Annotated in this window: 17 protein-coding genes and 2 pseudogenes; 13 read left to right on the top strand and 6 right to left on the bottom strand. The window is 42.7% G+C overall.

The window, feature by feature from the left end:
* Positions 1-11: 11 nt before the first annotated feature.
* From VV089_RS17230 to VV089_RS17205, 6 genes are all read left to right on the top strand, one after another.
* The gene (locus VV089_RS17230; RefSeq protein ID WP_334336762.1) at positions 12-2,267 is read left to right on the top strand and encodes an ADP-ribosylglycohydrolase family protein; all 2,256 of its coding nucleotides are present in this window, start codon (positions 12-14) and stop codon (positions 2,265-2,267) included.
* Positions 2,268-2,540: 273 nt separating this feature from the next.
* Positions 2,541-2,966 (top strand): hypothetical protein, encoded by a 426-nt coding sequence (locus VV089_RS17225; RefSeq protein ID WP_172542870.1) that lies wholly within the window; start codon positions 2,541-2,543, stop codon positions 2,964-2,966.
* Positions 2,967-3,115: 149 nt separating this feature from the next.
* Positions 3,116-3,955 (top strand): hypothetical protein, encoded by an 840-nt coding sequence (locus VV089_RS17220; RefSeq protein ID WP_334336761.1) that lies wholly within the window; start codon positions 3,116-3,118, stop codon positions 3,953-3,955.
* 245 nt (positions 3,956-4,200) lie between these two features.
* Positions 4,201-4,473, top strand: coding sequence for a response regulator (locus VV089_RS17215; protein WP_172542871.1), 273 nt, complete (start codon positions 4,201-4,203; stop codon positions 4,471-4,473).
* Positions 4,474-4,593: 120 nt separating this feature from the next.
* Complete coding sequence (locus VV089_RS17210) at positions 4,594-5,193, top strand: hypothetical protein (protein ID WP_334336760.1); 600 nt, start codon at positions 4,594-4,596, stop codon at positions 5,191-5,193.
* A 109-nt stretch (positions 5,194-5,302) separates the two neighbouring features.
* The gene (locus VV089_RS17205) at positions 5,303-6,127 is read left to right on the top strand and encodes an N-acetylmuramoyl-L-alanine amidase family protein (RefSeq protein ID WP_172542872.1); all 825 of its coding nucleotides are present in this window, start codon (positions 5,303-5,305) and stop codon (positions 6,125-6,127) included.
* A 196-nt stretch (positions 6,128-6,323) separates the two neighbouring features.
* Here the strand turns inward: VV089_RS17205 and VV089_RS17200 are convergent, their stop codons facing one another.
* From VV089_RS17200 to VV089_RS17175, 6 genes and pseudogenes are all read right to left on the bottom strand, one after another.
* Complete coding sequence (locus VV089_RS17200) at positions 6,324-7,679, bottom strand: sensor histidine kinase (RefSeq protein ID WP_334336759.1); 1,356 nt, start codon at positions 7,677-7,679, stop codon at positions 6,324-6,326.
* Complete coding sequence (locus VV089_RS17195) at positions 7,670-8,329, bottom strand: response regulator transcription factor (RefSeq protein WP_334336757.1); 660 nt, start codon at positions 8,327-8,329, stop codon at positions 7,670-7,672. Before VV089_RS17195 ends, VV089_RS17200 begins: the two co-directional genes overlap by 10 nt.
* A gap of 27 nt (positions 8,330-8,356) precedes the next feature.
* Positions 8,357-8,500, bottom strand: a pseudogene (locus VV089_RS17190) (YccF domain-containing protein); the annotation flags it as partial.
* 14 nt (positions 8,501-8,514) lie between these two features.
* A complete protein-coding gene (locus VV089_RS17185; protein ID WP_172542876.1) occupies positions 8,515-9,267 on the bottom strand; it encodes a lantibiotic immunity ABC transporter MutG family permease subunit in 753 nt (250 codons plus the stop codon).
* Positions 9,260-9,988 carry a lantibiotic immunity ABC transporter MutE/EpiE family permease subunit gene (locus VV089_RS17180; RefSeq protein WP_334336756.1) on the bottom strand — a complete coding sequence of 243 codons (729 nt, stop codon included), beginning with the start codon at positions 9,986-9,988 and terminating at the stop codon, positions 9,260-9,262. Before VV089_RS17180 ends, VV089_RS17185 begins: the two co-directional genes overlap by 8 nt.
* Positions 9,988-10,695, bottom strand: coding sequence for a lantibiotic protection ABC transporter ATP-binding protein (locus VV089_RS17175; protein WP_334336755.1), 708 nt, complete (start codon positions 10,693-10,695; stop codon positions 9,988-9,990). Before VV089_RS17175 ends, VV089_RS17180 begins: the two co-directional genes overlap by 1 nt.
* 269 nt (positions 10,696-10,964) lie before the next feature.
* On the opposite strand from VV089_RS17175, the pseudogene VV089_RS17170 reads away from it, so the two are divergent.
* The 7 genes and pseudogenes from VV089_RS17170 to VV089_RS17140 form a co-directional block, all read left to right on the top strand.
* Positions 10,965-11,223: pseudogene (locus tag VV089_RS17170) on the top strand (DEAD/DEAH box helicase family protein); the annotation flags it as partial.
* A gap of 243 nt (positions 11,224-11,466) precedes the next feature.
* On the top strand, positions 11,467-12,351 hold the full coding sequence (locus tag VV089_RS17165; RefSeq protein ID WP_334336754.1) for a MarR family transcriptional regulator: 885 nt from the start codon (positions 11,467-11,469) through the stop codon (positions 12,349-12,351).
* Between the two features lie 267 nt (positions 12,352-12,618).
* Entirely contained in the window at positions 12,619-13,167 is a 549-nt protein-coding gene (locus tag VV089_RS17160; protein WP_172520294.1) for a hypothetical protein, read from the top strand.
* A gap of 48 nt (positions 13,168-13,215) precedes the next feature.
* Positions 13,216-13,740 carry a DUF5720 family protein gene (locus VV089_RS17155; protein ID WP_334336753.1) on the top strand — a complete coding sequence of 175 codons (525 nt, stop codon included), beginning with the start codon at positions 13,216-13,218 and terminating at the stop codon, positions 13,738-13,740.
* A 280-nt stretch (positions 13,741-14,020) separates the two neighbouring features.
* Positions 14,021-14,758: a DUF6577 family protein gene (locus tag VV089_RS17150; RefSeq protein ID WP_334336752.1), complete on the top strand. Its 738-nt coding sequence runs from the start codon at positions 14,021-14,023 to the stop codon at positions 14,756-14,758.
* Between the two features lie 4 nt (positions 14,759-14,762).
* On the top strand, positions 14,763-15,803 hold the full coding sequence (locus VV089_RS17145) for a nucleotidyl transferase AbiEii/AbiGii toxin family protein (protein WP_334336751.1): 1,041 nt from the start codon (positions 14,763-14,765) through the stop codon (positions 15,801-15,803).
* 19 nt (positions 15,804-15,822) lie between these two features.
* Entirely contained in the window at positions 15,823-16,491 is a 669-nt protein-coding gene (locus VV089_RS17140) for a DUF6088 family protein (protein ID WP_334336750.1), read from the top strand.
* Positions 16,492-16,508: the final 17 nt, after the last annotated feature.

Here is a 16,508-nt window from a genome sequence, read left to right as displayed (position 1 = left end):
AGGAGTTTTACGTGGGAGTTCCTGTAAAAGGTCTGAAAAAAGACGAAAATACGTATCAGTTAAATGAAAACACCCTGGAGCGGATCTATGCAGGATGGCTGGGAAAGGTTATCGGCATCCGTATGGGCGCGCCTGTTGAGGGCTGGAGCAGCGAAGAGATTCAGAAAAAATACGGGGAGCTGTGGGATTATCCTGTGGATTACGGAAATTTTGCCGCGGATGATGACAGCAACGGGCCGGTTTTTCTTGTGAGGGCCTTGGAACAGGTGGAACCGGGGAGGAAGCTTACGGCGCAGGATGTGGCGGAGGCCTTGTTGAATTATGCGCCCTATGAGCATGGATTTTTCTGGTGGGGCGGTTACGGTTTATCTACGGAACATACAGCATACTTGAATCTCAGGCAGGGAATTCCCGCCCCTTTAAGCGGAAGTATCCAAAAGAATGGAAAAACGATGGCGGAGCAGATCGGGGGACAGATTTTTATTGATCCCTGGGGGCTTGTGTCTCCCGGCAATCCCGGACAGGCGGCAGAGCTGGCTAGGGAAGCAGCCAGTGTCACCCATGACGGCAATGGAATCTGGGGCGGTGTCTTTGTGGCGGTCTGCATCAGCCTTGCCTTTGAGGAATGGCCCATGGAGGAACTGATTGAAAAGGCTCTCACCTATCTTCCGTCTGATTGTGCGTATGCGGAAATGGTAAGGGAGGTTCTCAAGTTCTGGGAAAAGGATAAGACGGGAGACTGGAGGGTGTGTCTGGCCTTTATTCAGGAGCATTTCGGCTATGACAAGTATCCGGGGAGCTGCCACATTATTCCAAATGCAGCAGTCATGATCCTGGCCCTTCTCTATGGCGGAGATGATTTTGCCAGAACCTTATGCATCTGCAATATGTGTGGGTGGGATACGGACTGCAATGTTGGAAACCTTGGGTCGATTATGGGCGTGCGCGCAGGAATATCCGGAATTGATTACGAAAAATGGCAAAGAGCAGTGAATGATCTCCTTATTTGCTCTGGGACTATGGGAAGCCTCAATATCATGGATGTTCCTTATGGGGCATCCTGCATGGCCAGACAGGCCTTTGCGCTGGCTGGTGTGGAACTGCCGGGAAGCTGGAAGGAGCTGCTGGAAAATCATTTGGAGAGCTGTCATTTTGAATATCCTGGTTCCACACATGCTATGCGGGTGCGTTTGGAGCAGGCAGAGGAGGATGAGAACGGAGACAGGGAATATACTGCTGGGGAGGGCTGCCGGCAGGAAGCTTTATACAGAATCTACAATACTTCGGAGATGTCCTGCACAGGCCGGCGTTCTTTGAAGGTGGAAGCAGAGGGAATGAGAGCAGGAGCGAAGCTCTATGTTTATCAGAAGACCTATTACCGGGCGGAGGATTTGTATGACAACCGTTATGAGCCTTCTTTTTCGCCTAGAATCTATCCGGGCCAATACCTGCAGGCAAAGGTACTGGCGTGTGGAATTCAAGGATATGTACAGTTGTATGTGCGGGATCTGAATGATGGTGAGCTGTTATCCGGTAAAAAGATTCCCTGTCAAAAGGAATCATGGCTGGATTTGGAGTTTGTGATTCCCTTTAAGCGAGGAGCCTGCCTGGGTGAAGCCGGACTGTTGTTTACGGCTCAGGAAGAAGGAAGCGGCGGTTTATTTACGGCTTACCTGGATATTCTGGAGTATGGTGGTGAGCCTGATTATGAAATGGATTTCCGACAGGAATGTCTGGAATCCTGGTGTGAGCACTGGAGCAGCACTCAGCGGGAGGTTACTCAGTTTACCCGTGTGAAGGGCAGTACCTGGCTTGAAGACGAATGGCTGCATGTGTCAGGAACAGATTTTGCGGAAACCTATACGGGAAGCCATACATTTGGAGATTACTGCCTTTCGGCGGAAATTAAACCCTTGTGCGGAGAGAAACATTTGCTGAATGTGCGGGTGCAGGGAGCTGTGCGATCCTATGCGGCAGGATTTTATGGGGAAGGGAAGCTGGGGCTTCTGAAGAATAAGAATGGGTATCAGATACTGGCAGAGACGGAATTTTTCTGGGAAACGGGGAAGTGTTACTGCATTGAGGTGCAGTGCAGGGGGGCTGTACTGTGGGTTCTGGTGGATGGGAAGAGGCTGCTGGAATACGAAGACTGCGAAGGGCCGTATCTTCGGGGTGCTGTGGGGATGTCAGTATTTGAGGGCAGCCATTGTGCATATCGGAATTTAAGGGCAGAAGGGGCGTGTTACCGGGCACGGAGTGAACAGTAACAGGGGCGCAGATTTGGCGGCGTGGCTGTCGCAGCGCCCTTGCGTGACAGACAAATTTCTGCTATAATTGCATCATTATACCGTCAACAGCGGCGCTCTTATACTCGCAGGGAACTGCGTGGCGGAGAGCGCCTTTTTGTTTTGAATACTATCGGCTTTTTGAAACTACATATGGAAAAACTAAAATCTATCATTTTTGCGGCATGAAAAGGAGAGTGGGAATTCGCCGCTTGGAAGCTGAATGGCGGGAAAATTGGATTGAGAGGTGTTATCATGGAGGAATTGTTGGTTTATGCGATTTTGCTTTATGAGGAATTGATAACTGAAGATGAGTATAATAAACGGCTTGATGAATTATTTCTCAATACCCCCGAGGATAATGAGCTGCTCTATTTGGAATGGGAAACAGACATGAAAAAAGCGATTATTTATATAAGAACACATATTGACTACAATAATCTTGATCTTGAACAATTCGGAAGGATTTTAATGAGTAAATTAAAAACAGCTTATGTTAATTGTCCGGATATAAAGCATTTTGCAGGCCGAATGTATAATTTGTGGGAAAATCTTCCGGGAAATATCCAGAATATAGAGCCATTTTGGACTCTGTGCTATGCAGATGACCCTTTATCCTGGGGAGATGAAGAACAGACCAGGAATATTTATGAGCATATGCTGAACTACTATAAGGATTAAGCCGATATAACAATTTTATTTTATCGAGGACTAATCGGAATAAGATTCCGTGATTATTTACCCATTGAAAAGTCGGAAAGCATAAATATGATAACGAAAGTTTTTGCTTTAGCATCTATATAGATTATGAAGATACGAGGAGAGGCGGTATGAAAAAGAAGGCGCTGGTAGTTATATTAACATGCATATTATTTATAGGAATTATCATTATTGTTTCCTATGCTGTTGGCGGGAAAAAGCCATTTAAAGATTTGGAACCATCGGAAATAGTGTCAGCCACAGTACGATTGACTCCGCCGGACACAACCATTCAAATTGAAGAAATTGAGGAATTAACAGGATATTTGAATGACGTGGTTATCTATAATGAAGACAATTCCTATACAGAGTATAGCGGACAAGGCGTGATTTTTACACTGAAATTATCAGACGGAACACAGACAGAAGTTATGGGATATAACCCATTCTTTGTGATTGACGGTGTTGGTTATAAGACGAAATACGAACCATGCCAGGCACTTAGTGCATATGCAAACAGACTGTTAAATGATGAAAATGCCAATATAATATTAGAGGCTCCGCCCAGATTAACTGTCACAAGTGATGAAACTGCTTTTGATACGCTGTTGGGGGCTTATGTGTGGCAGAAAAGAAATAGTGACGGAACTTCTACCGAAACACAAACCGATAGTCCGCATCCGCTGGATTGCGAAAGTTTGCTTTTCAAATATGAAACCTCAGAGACAACAGCTGCTTTGAATTTTTCAGAGAACCCCAGTTCAATTTTAAATATTCAGTGCTGGAACGAGAAGCATTGGAACGACCATGATGCAAGCAGTGAAAATATAGATATAGACAGCTATGAAATAGAGTTGAAACCAGGCGGATATATTTATGAAGTCGTTGCTGAATGGGATACTAAAAAAAGCGGTTATGGTGGTATAGCACACTATTATTTCTATATACAGGTCTTGGAAAATGAGCAGTAGAGACATTTTTCCGAAAAGGGAGTTTTTTTAGGCGGCTGAGTATTTCATACGGACTGGAAAGTTACCGTAAGGGTAAAGTCAAAGGCATTTTCTAAATTTCCCCGTTTAAGAAATAAGGAAAACCACAACTTTTCAATCTTCCTCACAGTATCCTTGAAAATTGATTTCCGTACCTTTTTATGACAGTTGAGAATTCTTTGAGATTTCTGTGATATAATAAAAAATCTCTGTAGAAGGTGGAACGTATGAAAAGGAAATTATTGATTGTGGATGATGAGCAGGGAATTGTGGATATGATGAGAAGTTATTTTTCCGAAGCGTATGATGTTTTGACCGCTTATAACGGGAAGGAAGCGATTCAAAAAGCACAGATGCAGCCGGATCTGATTCTGATGGATATCAATATGCCCGGTATGGACGGCCTTTCCGTGTGCAGAAACATACGAAACCATGTGACGTGTCCGATTCTTTTTTGCGAAAGGCTTCTCAAAATCGGTCAATGGAGCAATAATAAATGAAGTTCATTCTTTATTAAGATGTTTTAGAGACCTTTTAGAGACTGCTCTGATAGGATGGACAAGAATCCGCAGAAATACTGGATAAGCTGTGGATTGAATTTTATAGGAGAGGAGAACAACATGAAAAAGAAAACAGGAAAAATGCTCTTATTGACAGGGGTGCTGTTCATCCTGAGCCTTGCGGTATGTGCCTGCGGAAAGAAGGCGGAGGCATCAGATACCCAGGAACCACAGGTGGTTCAGGGCGAGCCGATCCCGGAGGATGATACAGAGGACGATGTTTCTGCTCCGGAACCGGAAGCGGATGCAGAAGGAACCGGCACCGGGAATGAACCGGAATCACCGGAAGCACAAAGCCAAGGTACGTCTGGCACATCTGCAGAATGGGTGGACAGTAATCCCAATCTGGAAGGGGATATCAAAGAGCTGAAGGATGGGCAGCTTACCGTGGTAGAGGCCATTACAGCAAAGTCGGATAATGGCGGTGATATCATAGTGGTTCCCGGAAGCGGGGATGATTCTGAGTTTAACAAGATTGCGGTTACATACGATGAAAATACCCTGTTTGCTATACAAACGATCTACGATGGAGGGGCCAGATCTGAAATGTCAGAGGCAGCAGCGGCAGATCTGGCATCCGGACAGTTCATTCGGGTATGGGGAAGTTCTTCCGGCAGCGGACTGAAAGCAACCCAGATTTGTATTGTAAAAGTGGCCTGAGCCATTGCCTGCCCTCTTTTGATAAGGAGAAAACCCTTGTCAGGAGAGGGCAGTTTTTTGCAGCTGGTATATTGTCAATATCCCAAAGGAACAGAATGTAGGAGCAAGTATGGTGCAAAAGAGAAGACAGCCAGCCTGGAAGACAGAGAATCAAAGAAAAAGAAGCAAGAAGATTGCCAGAAGGAGGCGTAAGGTCATAGCCTATACCGTCCGGGGAATTATGGCGGCTGTCCTGGCAGTTATGATTCTGCTAATGATCTGCGGCTGTTTGTATATCCGGGATTTTTTCCGCAGGAATGAGAATGAGAGCAGCACCCAAAAGGCGGATGCTATTCGGGAAACAATATCCGGTGCAGAGGAAGATGAATTGGACGCAGACCTTTTGGGGGAAGAAAATCATATGGTTGTCCTGGATGCCGGACACGGCGGGGAAGATGGGGGAACAGTGGAACAGGCGGCAACAGAGAAGGAGATCAACCTTGCTGTTGTCCTGAAATTAAAGGAACTGTTGGAGGATCAGGGAATCCAGGTGGGTCTTACCAGGGATAAAGATATTTTTATGAAACTTGAAGAACGGGTACAGATTGCAAATAGGGAAAAGGCAGATCTTTTTATAAGTATTCACTGCAATTATTATGAAAAAGACAGTTCGATATATGGTTTGGAATGTTATTACTGTAAGAGTGGGGAGGAAGGGAAACATTATGCTGAAAAGATTATGGAAACAATAGAAGAGGGCAGAAATATTGTTTCAAGGAATATAAAACCTGCCAATTATTATATCCTGAAGAATACAACAGTTCCTGCTGTGTTGGTAGAAATAGGTTATCTTTCCAATTATAATGAAAGGAATCAGCTGATGTCGGAAGAATATCAGGAGAAGCTTGCCGGAGAACTTGCGAAGGGGATTGTGGAAGGGCTGAAAGCTTTTTAGTAATCACGAGACCATTATCTTTTTATTTGCCTTTCTGTTTAAACCAGAAAATGTGGTGGGAATACGGCTGCTTGACATTTTTCTATTGCCGTCATGTGGCAGGTTGTATTTCTATTGTTTATTAATATGTTAACTGCTAATTTTGTGGATTTTATAAAGATTTGAAAAAAGGACGGCTCGAAAGCCGCCCAAAAGATCAATATGGAATTTTGATTATAACCTGTGCGCCGCCAGTCTTTTCAGAGTTGCTTAAAATAAGCTGTCCGCCATGTTGGGCTATTATGGAGTCTGCTACATAAAGACCTATTCCATAATGTGATTTGGAATGTCTGCTTTGTTCGCCCATAAAAAAAAGTTCGGCCGCATGTTTTAACGCTTCGGGAGAAAAGCCGCTTCCCATATCAGTGATAGAACATAGGATTGAATTATCTTTTTCATACACTTCAAAGAAAACAGTTTTTCCTGCCGGCGTATATTCTATTGCATTTGAAAGAACATTTGCAAAACCTCTTATCAGTTGTTCACTGTCTGCAAAGATATATTCCCGATCAACATTCTCCCTCCATTCCAAATGAATATTTTTTACAGCGCACAAACCTTTTGCCTGTGTATGAATTTCCTGCAATAAGAAAGATAATTTTACATTTTCACGGCGAAAAGAAAAATTCTCTTTTGCTTTTGTCATGTCAATCAGCGTTTCAACATAATCCTGCATTTGAACAACGCTGCCCTCAATATAGTCCGCACATTCTTTCTGATTATCGGCAAGTATCGTATCATACAGCAGCTCCGTATTTCCACGGATAATAGTCAATGGTGTTTTCAAATCATGTGCCAAAGCTGAAATTTGTTCCTGCCGTAATTTATCGGCTTGCCATTGTTCGGCAAGTGAATTTTTTAGTGCCTGTTTCAAGTGTTCTAATGCGGATAAAGCGCGGTCTACTTCAAATATGCCACTGCTTTCAATCTTAAAATCCAAATCCTGCTTCTCAATTTTCTGGGTTACAATAAGCAGTTTCTCAATTTTCCTGCCCGTATATTTCCCAAACCAATGAGAAACAAGGAGCAGCAAAACGATAGTCTCAATTATTATCAGCCCGACAAGGCAAAAGTCGGATGTGGGGCATATCCGCCGAAGCACTGGATTGCTGAATTGTGAAGTCAAACGGTAACGCAAAAGAATGACTTCGTCCCCACGGTCAACAATCCGAACACGGTATGGGTGAATTATATTCTTTCCGTTTGTGGCAGCTTTTTCCCAAAAGGTGTCGGCGGTATCTTCTGATAAAGAACCGTACCGGAACGCACCTGTGGGAGAATAAACGCCATAATCGCAAAAGCTGGGAATGTCGGCTGTATCAAATAATTTATCTGCCTGTATTTTTTCTGCTGCGTCAGCAATCCTATCCTCAATATTCATGGCAGGAATAATGACTTCTGTATTTATACAGAGCATATATAGACCAACATTAACGGCAATAATGAAAAGGATACCTCCGGCAACAGTGAATATATACCGCATGAAGATAGAACGCAGTTTTTTTACTCCCATTTATAACCCACCCCCCAAACCGTTTCAATAGGGGATAATTTGACAGCCGCTAACTTACTGCGAATATTTTTTACATGAGTGGCTATCACACTATCGTCACTTTCTCCCTCAAAACCAAAAACAGCTTCATAAATCTGCTCCTTTGAAAAAACCTGTCCCCGGTGCAAAGCCAAGTATTCACATATTTCATACTCACTTTTGGTTAGAGGGAGTTTATTCCCATTAACTTCCGTTTCCTTTGCGTTGATGTGAAAGATAATGCCCGAAATGGATATGGCATATTTCTTTTCTCTGGTATCTCTGCGTAAATGCGCATTTACACGGGCAAGCAATTCATTTGTACCAAAAGGCTTTGTGATGTAATCGTCGCCGCCAATTCCCAAACCACGAACAATATCGCTTTCCTGTGTTTTTGCAGTCAAGAAAATAATAGGGCAGTCCACAAGGGAACGGATTTGATCGCATAATTCAAAACCGTCCATATCCGGCATCATAATATCCAGCAAAATCAAATCATATCGTCTGAAATCCAAATCAAGAACGGCTTTTGCATTTGCTTGAAGTGTTACGGTATGGGCGTCTTTTTCGAGAATGCGCTTTATCAATTGCAGCATTGGGTTTTCATCATCAACAACTAATATATTTGCCATATCAATCCCTCCTGTCAGGCTTCATTTACTAAGAGCAGTAAATTTGAAACATTGCCGCCCAATCGGTATTCCAATAATGGTTATGCACCCAAAAATGCCCGATATTGTCCATGCCAAGCCCTGCCATAATCCTCCGCACAGGAACCATATCACATTTCCCAAACAACCCATATAATATCATCTCATCACTCATTTGTACACTTTCCCTCGTACCGCAAAAACCACACGAGCAAAATTACAATAAACAAAACTGTCATGCCCGCACACATGCTTATCCCAAATTTAAGTTCTGCACTAACAGCAGGTAAATCCTGCAAGGCAAATTGAAGCGCAAAATTACTAAGACGTATTCCAAAGCCATATGGCAGCACAAACCACAAGCCTGTACCTAGGCCTGTTTGGAGCAACGCAGCTAATAAACTGCCAATAGCTCCCGTTCCTATGCAGATCGTTCTTCCAAACCGAAATGCCAAGATAATGGAAAGCGCATATAGCAGTATATTACTGCTCCACAAGGTCAGAGCCGGTAATACAAGGGATGATATGGGCAAAAGCAGCTTTGTTCCTGTTGCCGGAAGCAACAAAGTAAATAGAAATATGCCCAATAATACTGCAAGCAATCCGGCGGCAATCAGTAACAGGAATTTAGACAAAATAACTTTCGTTTTGGAACGCAGCACTAAAATATTCTGATAATGCCCAGCCCGGTTTTCCTGTCCTGCGATAATCTCACAAACGATACTAATAACAAAAGGATATGCGATTGCGAAAAGCTGAAAGAATACCGCAGTTTTGTTTATATCGTTTACAGCCGCAAATGTCGCATACAGTAAAACAAGTGCTGCTCCCAGAAATGGGAATAAAACATGTACCCAAAAGAACGAAGAATTGCGCAGCTTGTAAAAATCGCTTTTTAGATAATGGTATAACTCAATCATGTGTTCTGTCTCCTTTACTGAAAAGCCATGCTGTAAGCAAAAAACACAATACCGCCAAAATCAAGCTAAACAAAGCGGCAGGAATGACCGTTCCAGTATTCAGCAGAAAGGAACCATTTTCAATAGGAATACCGTTAGGATGCATTTTGAAAAAGGGGCATACAATGCGTGCTGGAATGGCAAATGGATTGAGATAAAACAAATCGCTTTCTGCTCCAAGTGTGGATAAAATGCTGCAGCTAAAGGAAATTAGTACAGCGGTCAGATAATTTGTTTTTTTCGCAAGCCACATAATAAGCGGAAGCTGCCAAAGGTAAACAAGAAACAATAACATACAGCCGAAAAACCCATTAAGCGGGTCAATGTTCATTACGGTAAAAACACCAAAGAGCGTACAGCCGCCCCACATTACAAAATTGGTTAATAAAAGCAGCAAGGCAGCCGCAAACAGCTTGCCAATCCAGATTTTCTTCCTGTCAACAGATAAGCAGAGAATATTCTGATACTGTGTGCGTTTTTCACAACTGATAAAGCTGGCACACCAAATAGCAATCGTAATCGGCAGTATCAAAATATACCACCAATTATAGGCTGTAAGCTGAACAAATTTTCCGCTCAAGATGTATCCTAAGCTCAAAGTAACGATAGGAGCCGCAACAAATAGCTTTACTGCAAACGTATGACGCACTTTTAATAATTCAGAATGTATAAGATAAAACATTATTTTTTCCACCTTTCGTTATTAGCAGCTACAACACGCATAAAAATTTCTTCTAAACTTGTGCCTTTGTTTATTTTGCTTTCATAGCCCAGCTTCCCGGCAGAAATAATTCCAATGTGTTCCGCAATCTGTTCTACTTCGGATAAAATATGGCTGGATAAAATTACTGTAATTCCATGCGCCGGGAAAGAACAGATAAGTTCCCGTAACTCTTGAATACCAATAGGGTCTAACCCGTTTGTCGGTTCATCTAAAATCAACAATTTAGGTGATGCTAACAGCGCAAGCGCAATGCCAAGCCGCTGTTTCATTCCCAAAGAAAAATGTCTCGCTTTCTTTTTTCGGGTGTCTGTAAGGTCAACAATCCGCAAGACTTCCTCAATGCGGGTATCGGGAAGTCCGAGCGCAAGGGTTCGCACTTTCAGGTTTTCGTATGCAGTCAGATTTTCGTATAGGGGCGGCATTTCAATCAATGCGCCGATAGATTGCAAATCGCTGCGGTTCCATGCGTGACCGTCAAACTCAATTTCTCCCGATGTAGGGCGCAAAATACCAGTGAGCATTTTAAGAATGGTAGATTTGCCTGCTCCATTTGGTCCCAGCAATCCGTAGACGGAATTTTTCTGAATGTTCAGAGAGACATTGTTTACTGCTGTCTGCCCTTTGAAGCTTTTACAGAGGTTTGTTGTTTTCAGAATCATATCCATAATCATCATGTCCTTTCATTTGATTCTATCAATAGCATAAAAGATATTTTTGAAGATTTCATAAAGAAAATGGAATATTGACGAGAAAGCAAAAGGAATTTATTTTAGGCATATCTTTATATCCTTCACTATATTTAGTTTCTTTTCATTGACTGATTCCATATATTGTGTTACATTTCCCTTGTAATTGATTTTTGTGCCAGTAGTACCATTATGCCCTTTGGCTGGTGGTATTCAGTGTTGTTTCGTTTCAAAAATACGGTTTTCCTATGCCGGAGCTTAAATTACAAGCTCCCTACAAGCCCGCAGGCCGTTGCCGAGTTGGTCAAAGGCTTCAAGGAGGGCAGTCGATTCCAGACTTTACTAGGGGTTACGGGTTCCGGCAAGACGTTTACGATGGCGAATGTCATTCAGGAATTACAGAAGCCAACCCTTGTCATAGCCCACAACAAGACGTTGGCAGCACAGCTCTATGGAGAATTCAAGGAGATGTTCCCGGAGAATGTAGTGGAGTATTTTGTGTCCTACTAAGCGAAAGGACTTTTGAAACTACATCTAGTATTATTTAGTTTCATTTATACCATATATTGTGGACTAAATGGACTGTATGGAGGGAAAAAACAGGGTGGAATCATAGGAATTGTGAATAAAATTCGTCGTGGAAAGTATTTAAAAGAAGAATATAGGAGCTAAATGATGATCTACAAGGCATAGGAAATTTGTCTTGTAGATTTTTTTTTACAGAAAACTATGAGAAATGAGGAAAACATTATGTCAGAATATCAATTAGAGATCAAACAGATTGTGGATTATCCACGCTGCCGGATCTACCGGCAGTTTATCCAGAACTTAATGGCAGACCGGAGCATTCGCACAAGCGGGGGCTCCGGTCTTTTTTATTATACGGTGCTTTGCAACTACGCAAATTTCCGTACCTCGTATCTCCGCATAGATGGTATCGGCTATACGGTATACCCTGGTGAATGGATCTGCACTGTGAAAGAACTTACAGCATGGTTCCGTACCCGTTTCCAGTGCCAGGCAGTTTCTATCCTGGATGAATTGCAGAAACGCCATCTTATATCCTATCTTTTCCTTGACCGGGGAAAGGTAGTCAAATATAAGGTGCGTGACTGGAAAAAACATAATACCGTGTTGGACTACAACTGCCCCTGTCAAAAGGATACAGGATTTTTCTTTATGCCCACTGTGATTGCAACAGAACTGGTCAGCGCCGGCCGCTGCTCTGAAATGGATATCCTGCTGGAGCTGTGGATGTCTGCTGTCTACAATGACAGCCAGGTACAGGGTTCAGAAATTGGTCCGGTTGTCTATTTTCGTAATGGCACCGGCTCCCCACTGGCTGCCTACAGTGAAATGGCTGTCCGTTGGGGCATCTCCAAAGCTACAACAGGGCGGATACTGAAAAAGCTTGCCGACATGGACTATATCTCTTTAATGTCATTCCCCGGAAGGACAGGCAGCGTGATCTATCTGCATAGCTACCTTTCTACCATGTTCCAGATATCAGATGTCCTTGTTGATAAAGAGGAGGTTGCCATGGTCCTAAAAATCAATCTTGCACTGCCGGATGAAACAGATTCACAGGAAGATTCTACTGTTACAGAGCGGAGATATGCGTTTCAGAGGAATTAACCAGCGTTTCAAAATCGAACATGGAAACTGTCATCACAAAAATGGCGCAAGTCCTTGATGCACAGGGCATTTCCTGTTTCCGGTGTCCCAAATCCATATATAAGTTATATCCTTTATCAGACGTCTGCAGGGAAGAGTATATATCCCACATACTGAAAGGTGCTGTACGGTTTGGAATGACTGTATCCTGTGGGGAGGATAAGCCAGTCTATACCTTTGAGCTGACGCTTTCCCCAACCGAAAAAGCAGAGAAGGAGGTGCCGGGGCATGAAAAAGAATCAGGAAGAAATGAACATTGCCGATAACCCACTGTACCATGATACCTGGAAACTGCTGAAGAAATACAGGGACGTGGTGTGGAGTCTGGAGCTGTCCGTCCAGCAGGTGCGGAGCCGGTTTGAGATCGAATATGGGAGTTCCATTGAGGATTTCCTGGAGTCCGTCTATGTGGCCGGAATAGACTTGTCAGACCGCAGCATTGAGCACCATGCCAAATGTATCGAGCGGAGCCACCGGATGCTGAAACTTTTGGATACCTCTATCGACCTACTCCGTACCAAGCATAAAAATGGGGAGAGCTATTACTGGCTGCTGTATTACTCCTTCCTCTCCCCGCAGCAGCTCCGAAATGTGGAGGAGATCATAGAGAAACTGCGCCCCCATATCCGGGATATTAGTTTCCGTACCTATTATCGCAGGAGGCGGGAGGCGATTGACGCACTCAGTTCTATCCTGTGGGGGTATACATCCAAAGACAGTATCGATATTCTGGAGAAGTTCTTTCCGGACGATAAGGAAGCCAGGGAAGAAAAATAAGTAGCTATATGATATTTTTAGGTGATCAGGCCGGATTGGAGGAAATATATGATAACATTGACCGAGAATGAAAAGAGGATGGTATTTCAGCTGGAAGGCTGCAACAGATATGATGCGATACAGGAGATTGCTGTGTTCTGCCAGTATACCCGTGATCATGACAAAAGGAACATTGCCGAAAATCTGTTAAAGAAACTCCGTGAACTCTCAGAAAATGACTGTAGGGAGCTGATTTGTGATATTCAGAAAAATTATCATCTGCCTCGGAAAGCAAAGACTGTTGGAGAGATGATTGCTGTGGCCCGGCAGGAGTCCGGCGCCCAGAAGCTGGAAGGGCATGACATCATGGCACTGGAACGCTTTGACCCGGAAGTGAGGCATATGATTGTATTTGATGTGCTTTCAGGGGAATCTCCCATAGGAGATAAAGGGCATAGGATGCGGCTGTTTCTGACAGAAGCGGGCTATAAAAAGGCGGTGGAGAGTCAGGACAGGTCTTTTATTCGGATTCTGAACCATGCAAAAGTGTCACAAGGGCATCTAAGATATGACCGGCTGGATGGAGAACGGTAATTTGCGAAATGTTGTAATGTAAGAGATTATTTTTCTAATGGGGAATGAGGGTTCCGAAAAGGAATGATGAGGTTGCCGCTTTTGTTTCATAGTGCATAATCAAATTGATAATCGGCATGATATATGAAAGAAAGATAGTAAATACAAGTTTAGTATATCGGCATTTGATTAAAAAAATGCCGATATGCTAATTGACAAATGAAAAGGAAAGATTTAGAATAAAAATAGAAAATCGGTATTTTTAGATAAAAAGTGCCGATATGCTAATGGAGATGATTTTATGATCAATGACAGCGGTATATTCCTATTAAAAAATAAAGAGCCTTTTGGCAGGCAGGAGCTTTTTCGGGTTTTAGAAGAGCAGTACAAAGGGCTGAGCCTGGCGTCTTATAAATTGAAAATGCAACGCTTGTTGGAATCAGGGGAAATTGCGAGAGTTGGAAGGAATCTGTATTGTATTCCGGATCACCAGGCACCAGTATATGATTATGAGTATTCGGAGCTTGCAGTAATCATTCAAAAATTGATTTGTGAAAGACATCTTTTTTTAGAATACCGGATTTTTGAACTGGTACAGATGAATGAATTTTTAAACCACCAGATTGCTCATAATACAGTCTTTGTGTCTGTTGAGGCAGATTTGGGTGATTTTGTGTTTGAGACATTGAAAGAAAAATATCCAGGAAAGGTTTTATTAAATCCTTCTGTAAAGGAGTATCATCTATATTGGCAGGATGATCTTATCATTGTAGGAAAGCTGCTGACAGAAGCGCCAAAAGGAAAGAAGGCTGTATGGCATACCTGTCTTGAAAAAATGCTCGTTGATATGACTGCAGAGAAAGTGATAAAGACAACCTTTAGTGAGGCAGAATATCCAGGTGTACTGGAGCAGGCATTTCAAAAATATGTTATTGATGAAAGCCAGATGTTCCGTTATGCAAAGCGACGACATATAAAAGATGATATCTTGAAAATTATTCAGAGTCAGACAACAATAAAACTCAGAACGGAGAAATAAATTTATGCTCACGAAAGAAAACTTTAATGAATCACATATCCGGATGTTACAGAAACAAAGCAAAAAAGATCCTGCACTTTTAGAAAGGGTGGTATTTGCGTTTGGCTTGTTAGAGGCAATCAGGCGGGTAGAAATGCCGTTTATTTTTAAAGGAGGCACCTGTCTGATTCTTTTGTTAAAGCATCCTATGAGACTGTCTACGGATATAGATATTGTTGTTGAGCCGGATACTGATGTGGACACATATATTTCTAAAGCATCAACAATATTTCCATTTAAACAATGTGAGGAACAGGTGCGCATTGGCAGAAACAGCATGGAAAAGAGGCATTTTAAATTTACCTGCCAGTCTCCGATCACTGGAAAAGATATCTATATTTTTTTGGATATTTTATTTGCTGAAAACCTTTATACCAGAGTGGTGGACTGTGAAATAAGGAATGATTTATTATTAACTGAGCCAGAATATCTGCTGGTAAAAACGCCGGATATCAACTGTATTCTTGGTGATAAACTGACGGCATTTGCGCCACATACAACAGGGATTCCGTTAAATGCAAAAAAAGATATGGAAGTGATGAAGCAGATGTACGATGTCGGAACATTGCTGGACGAATTTACAGATTTTAATCTGGTATATGATACATATTTTAAAGTGGCAGCGGAAGAGATTTCCTATCGGGGGAATAACATAACAGTAGGGGACGCAATTAAGGATACATATATGTCGGCAGCCTGTATTGCATCCCGCGGCACTCTTTCTTCGGAAGAGTATCCTTTATATGTACAGGGGATACGTGATCTGAGGGGGCATATTTATGCAGAGAACTATTCTCCGGAAACGGCAGTGGGACGAGCTGCCAAAGTCATGTATATGGCTGCATGCCTGTTAAAGAGACAGTCTTATGAGAAAATCGAAGATCCTATGGAATTTTCCACGCAAAAGTTTTATACCGCAGATATGACAAAATTAAAATATTTGCGTAAAGTCAATTTGGAAGCATATGGATATGCAATTAAGGCAGAACATTTGATGAACTCCTAATAATAATGGACAGGAGACTGTGAAACTACATGGTATGGAGGTGGAAGGAGTGGATGCCTGTATACTGAAGGAATATCTGGAAAAAAACTATGGTTACAACGAACCGATTTTCATTAACGAGATCCGTCTGGATGGGCTTAATGACAATGCTCTGCGCCAGTATTTCAAACGGATGCTGGGGTCAGGCGACCTAGCCCGTTTTGATACGGGGATTTATTATCTCCCCAAAGCGTCACGGCTACTGAAAAAAAGTTATTTAGATCCCATGAAAGTCATTGTACGCAAATATATTAAAAGTACAACAGAAACCTATGGATACTTTGCCGGAGCCGCTTTTGCCAATCAGATTGGTCTGACAACCCAGATGCCGGCAATGTTGGAGATCATCACATCAAAAGAATCGACAAAAGGGCGTACAGTCACCGTAGGCTCCCAGGCCATCCGGCTGAAACGACCCGCCACGACTATAACATCGGAAAACGCTGGACTGCTCCAGCTTTTGGATGCCGTTTCCCAGGCAGAAAAGCATTCTGAGCTTTCTGCTTTAGAAACTAGGATTCTTCTGAAAAACTATGCAAAACAGCAAAATTACAGTAAGGAGCTTCTTTTCAGCGTGCTGTCCGGCATTACGGGTCCGACTGCAAAAAAACTGATTAAATGGGGAATTATTTATGAATTTATATCATGACCGCGAGGCATTTAGCG

Source organism: Candidatus Merdisoma sp. JLR.KK011, from assembly GCF_036941125.1.
Taxonomy (GTDB): Bacteria; Bacillota; Clostridia; order Lachnospirales; family Lachnospiraceae; genus Laedolimicola.
This window is presented reverse-complemented; position numbering and strand designations above follow the sequence as displayed.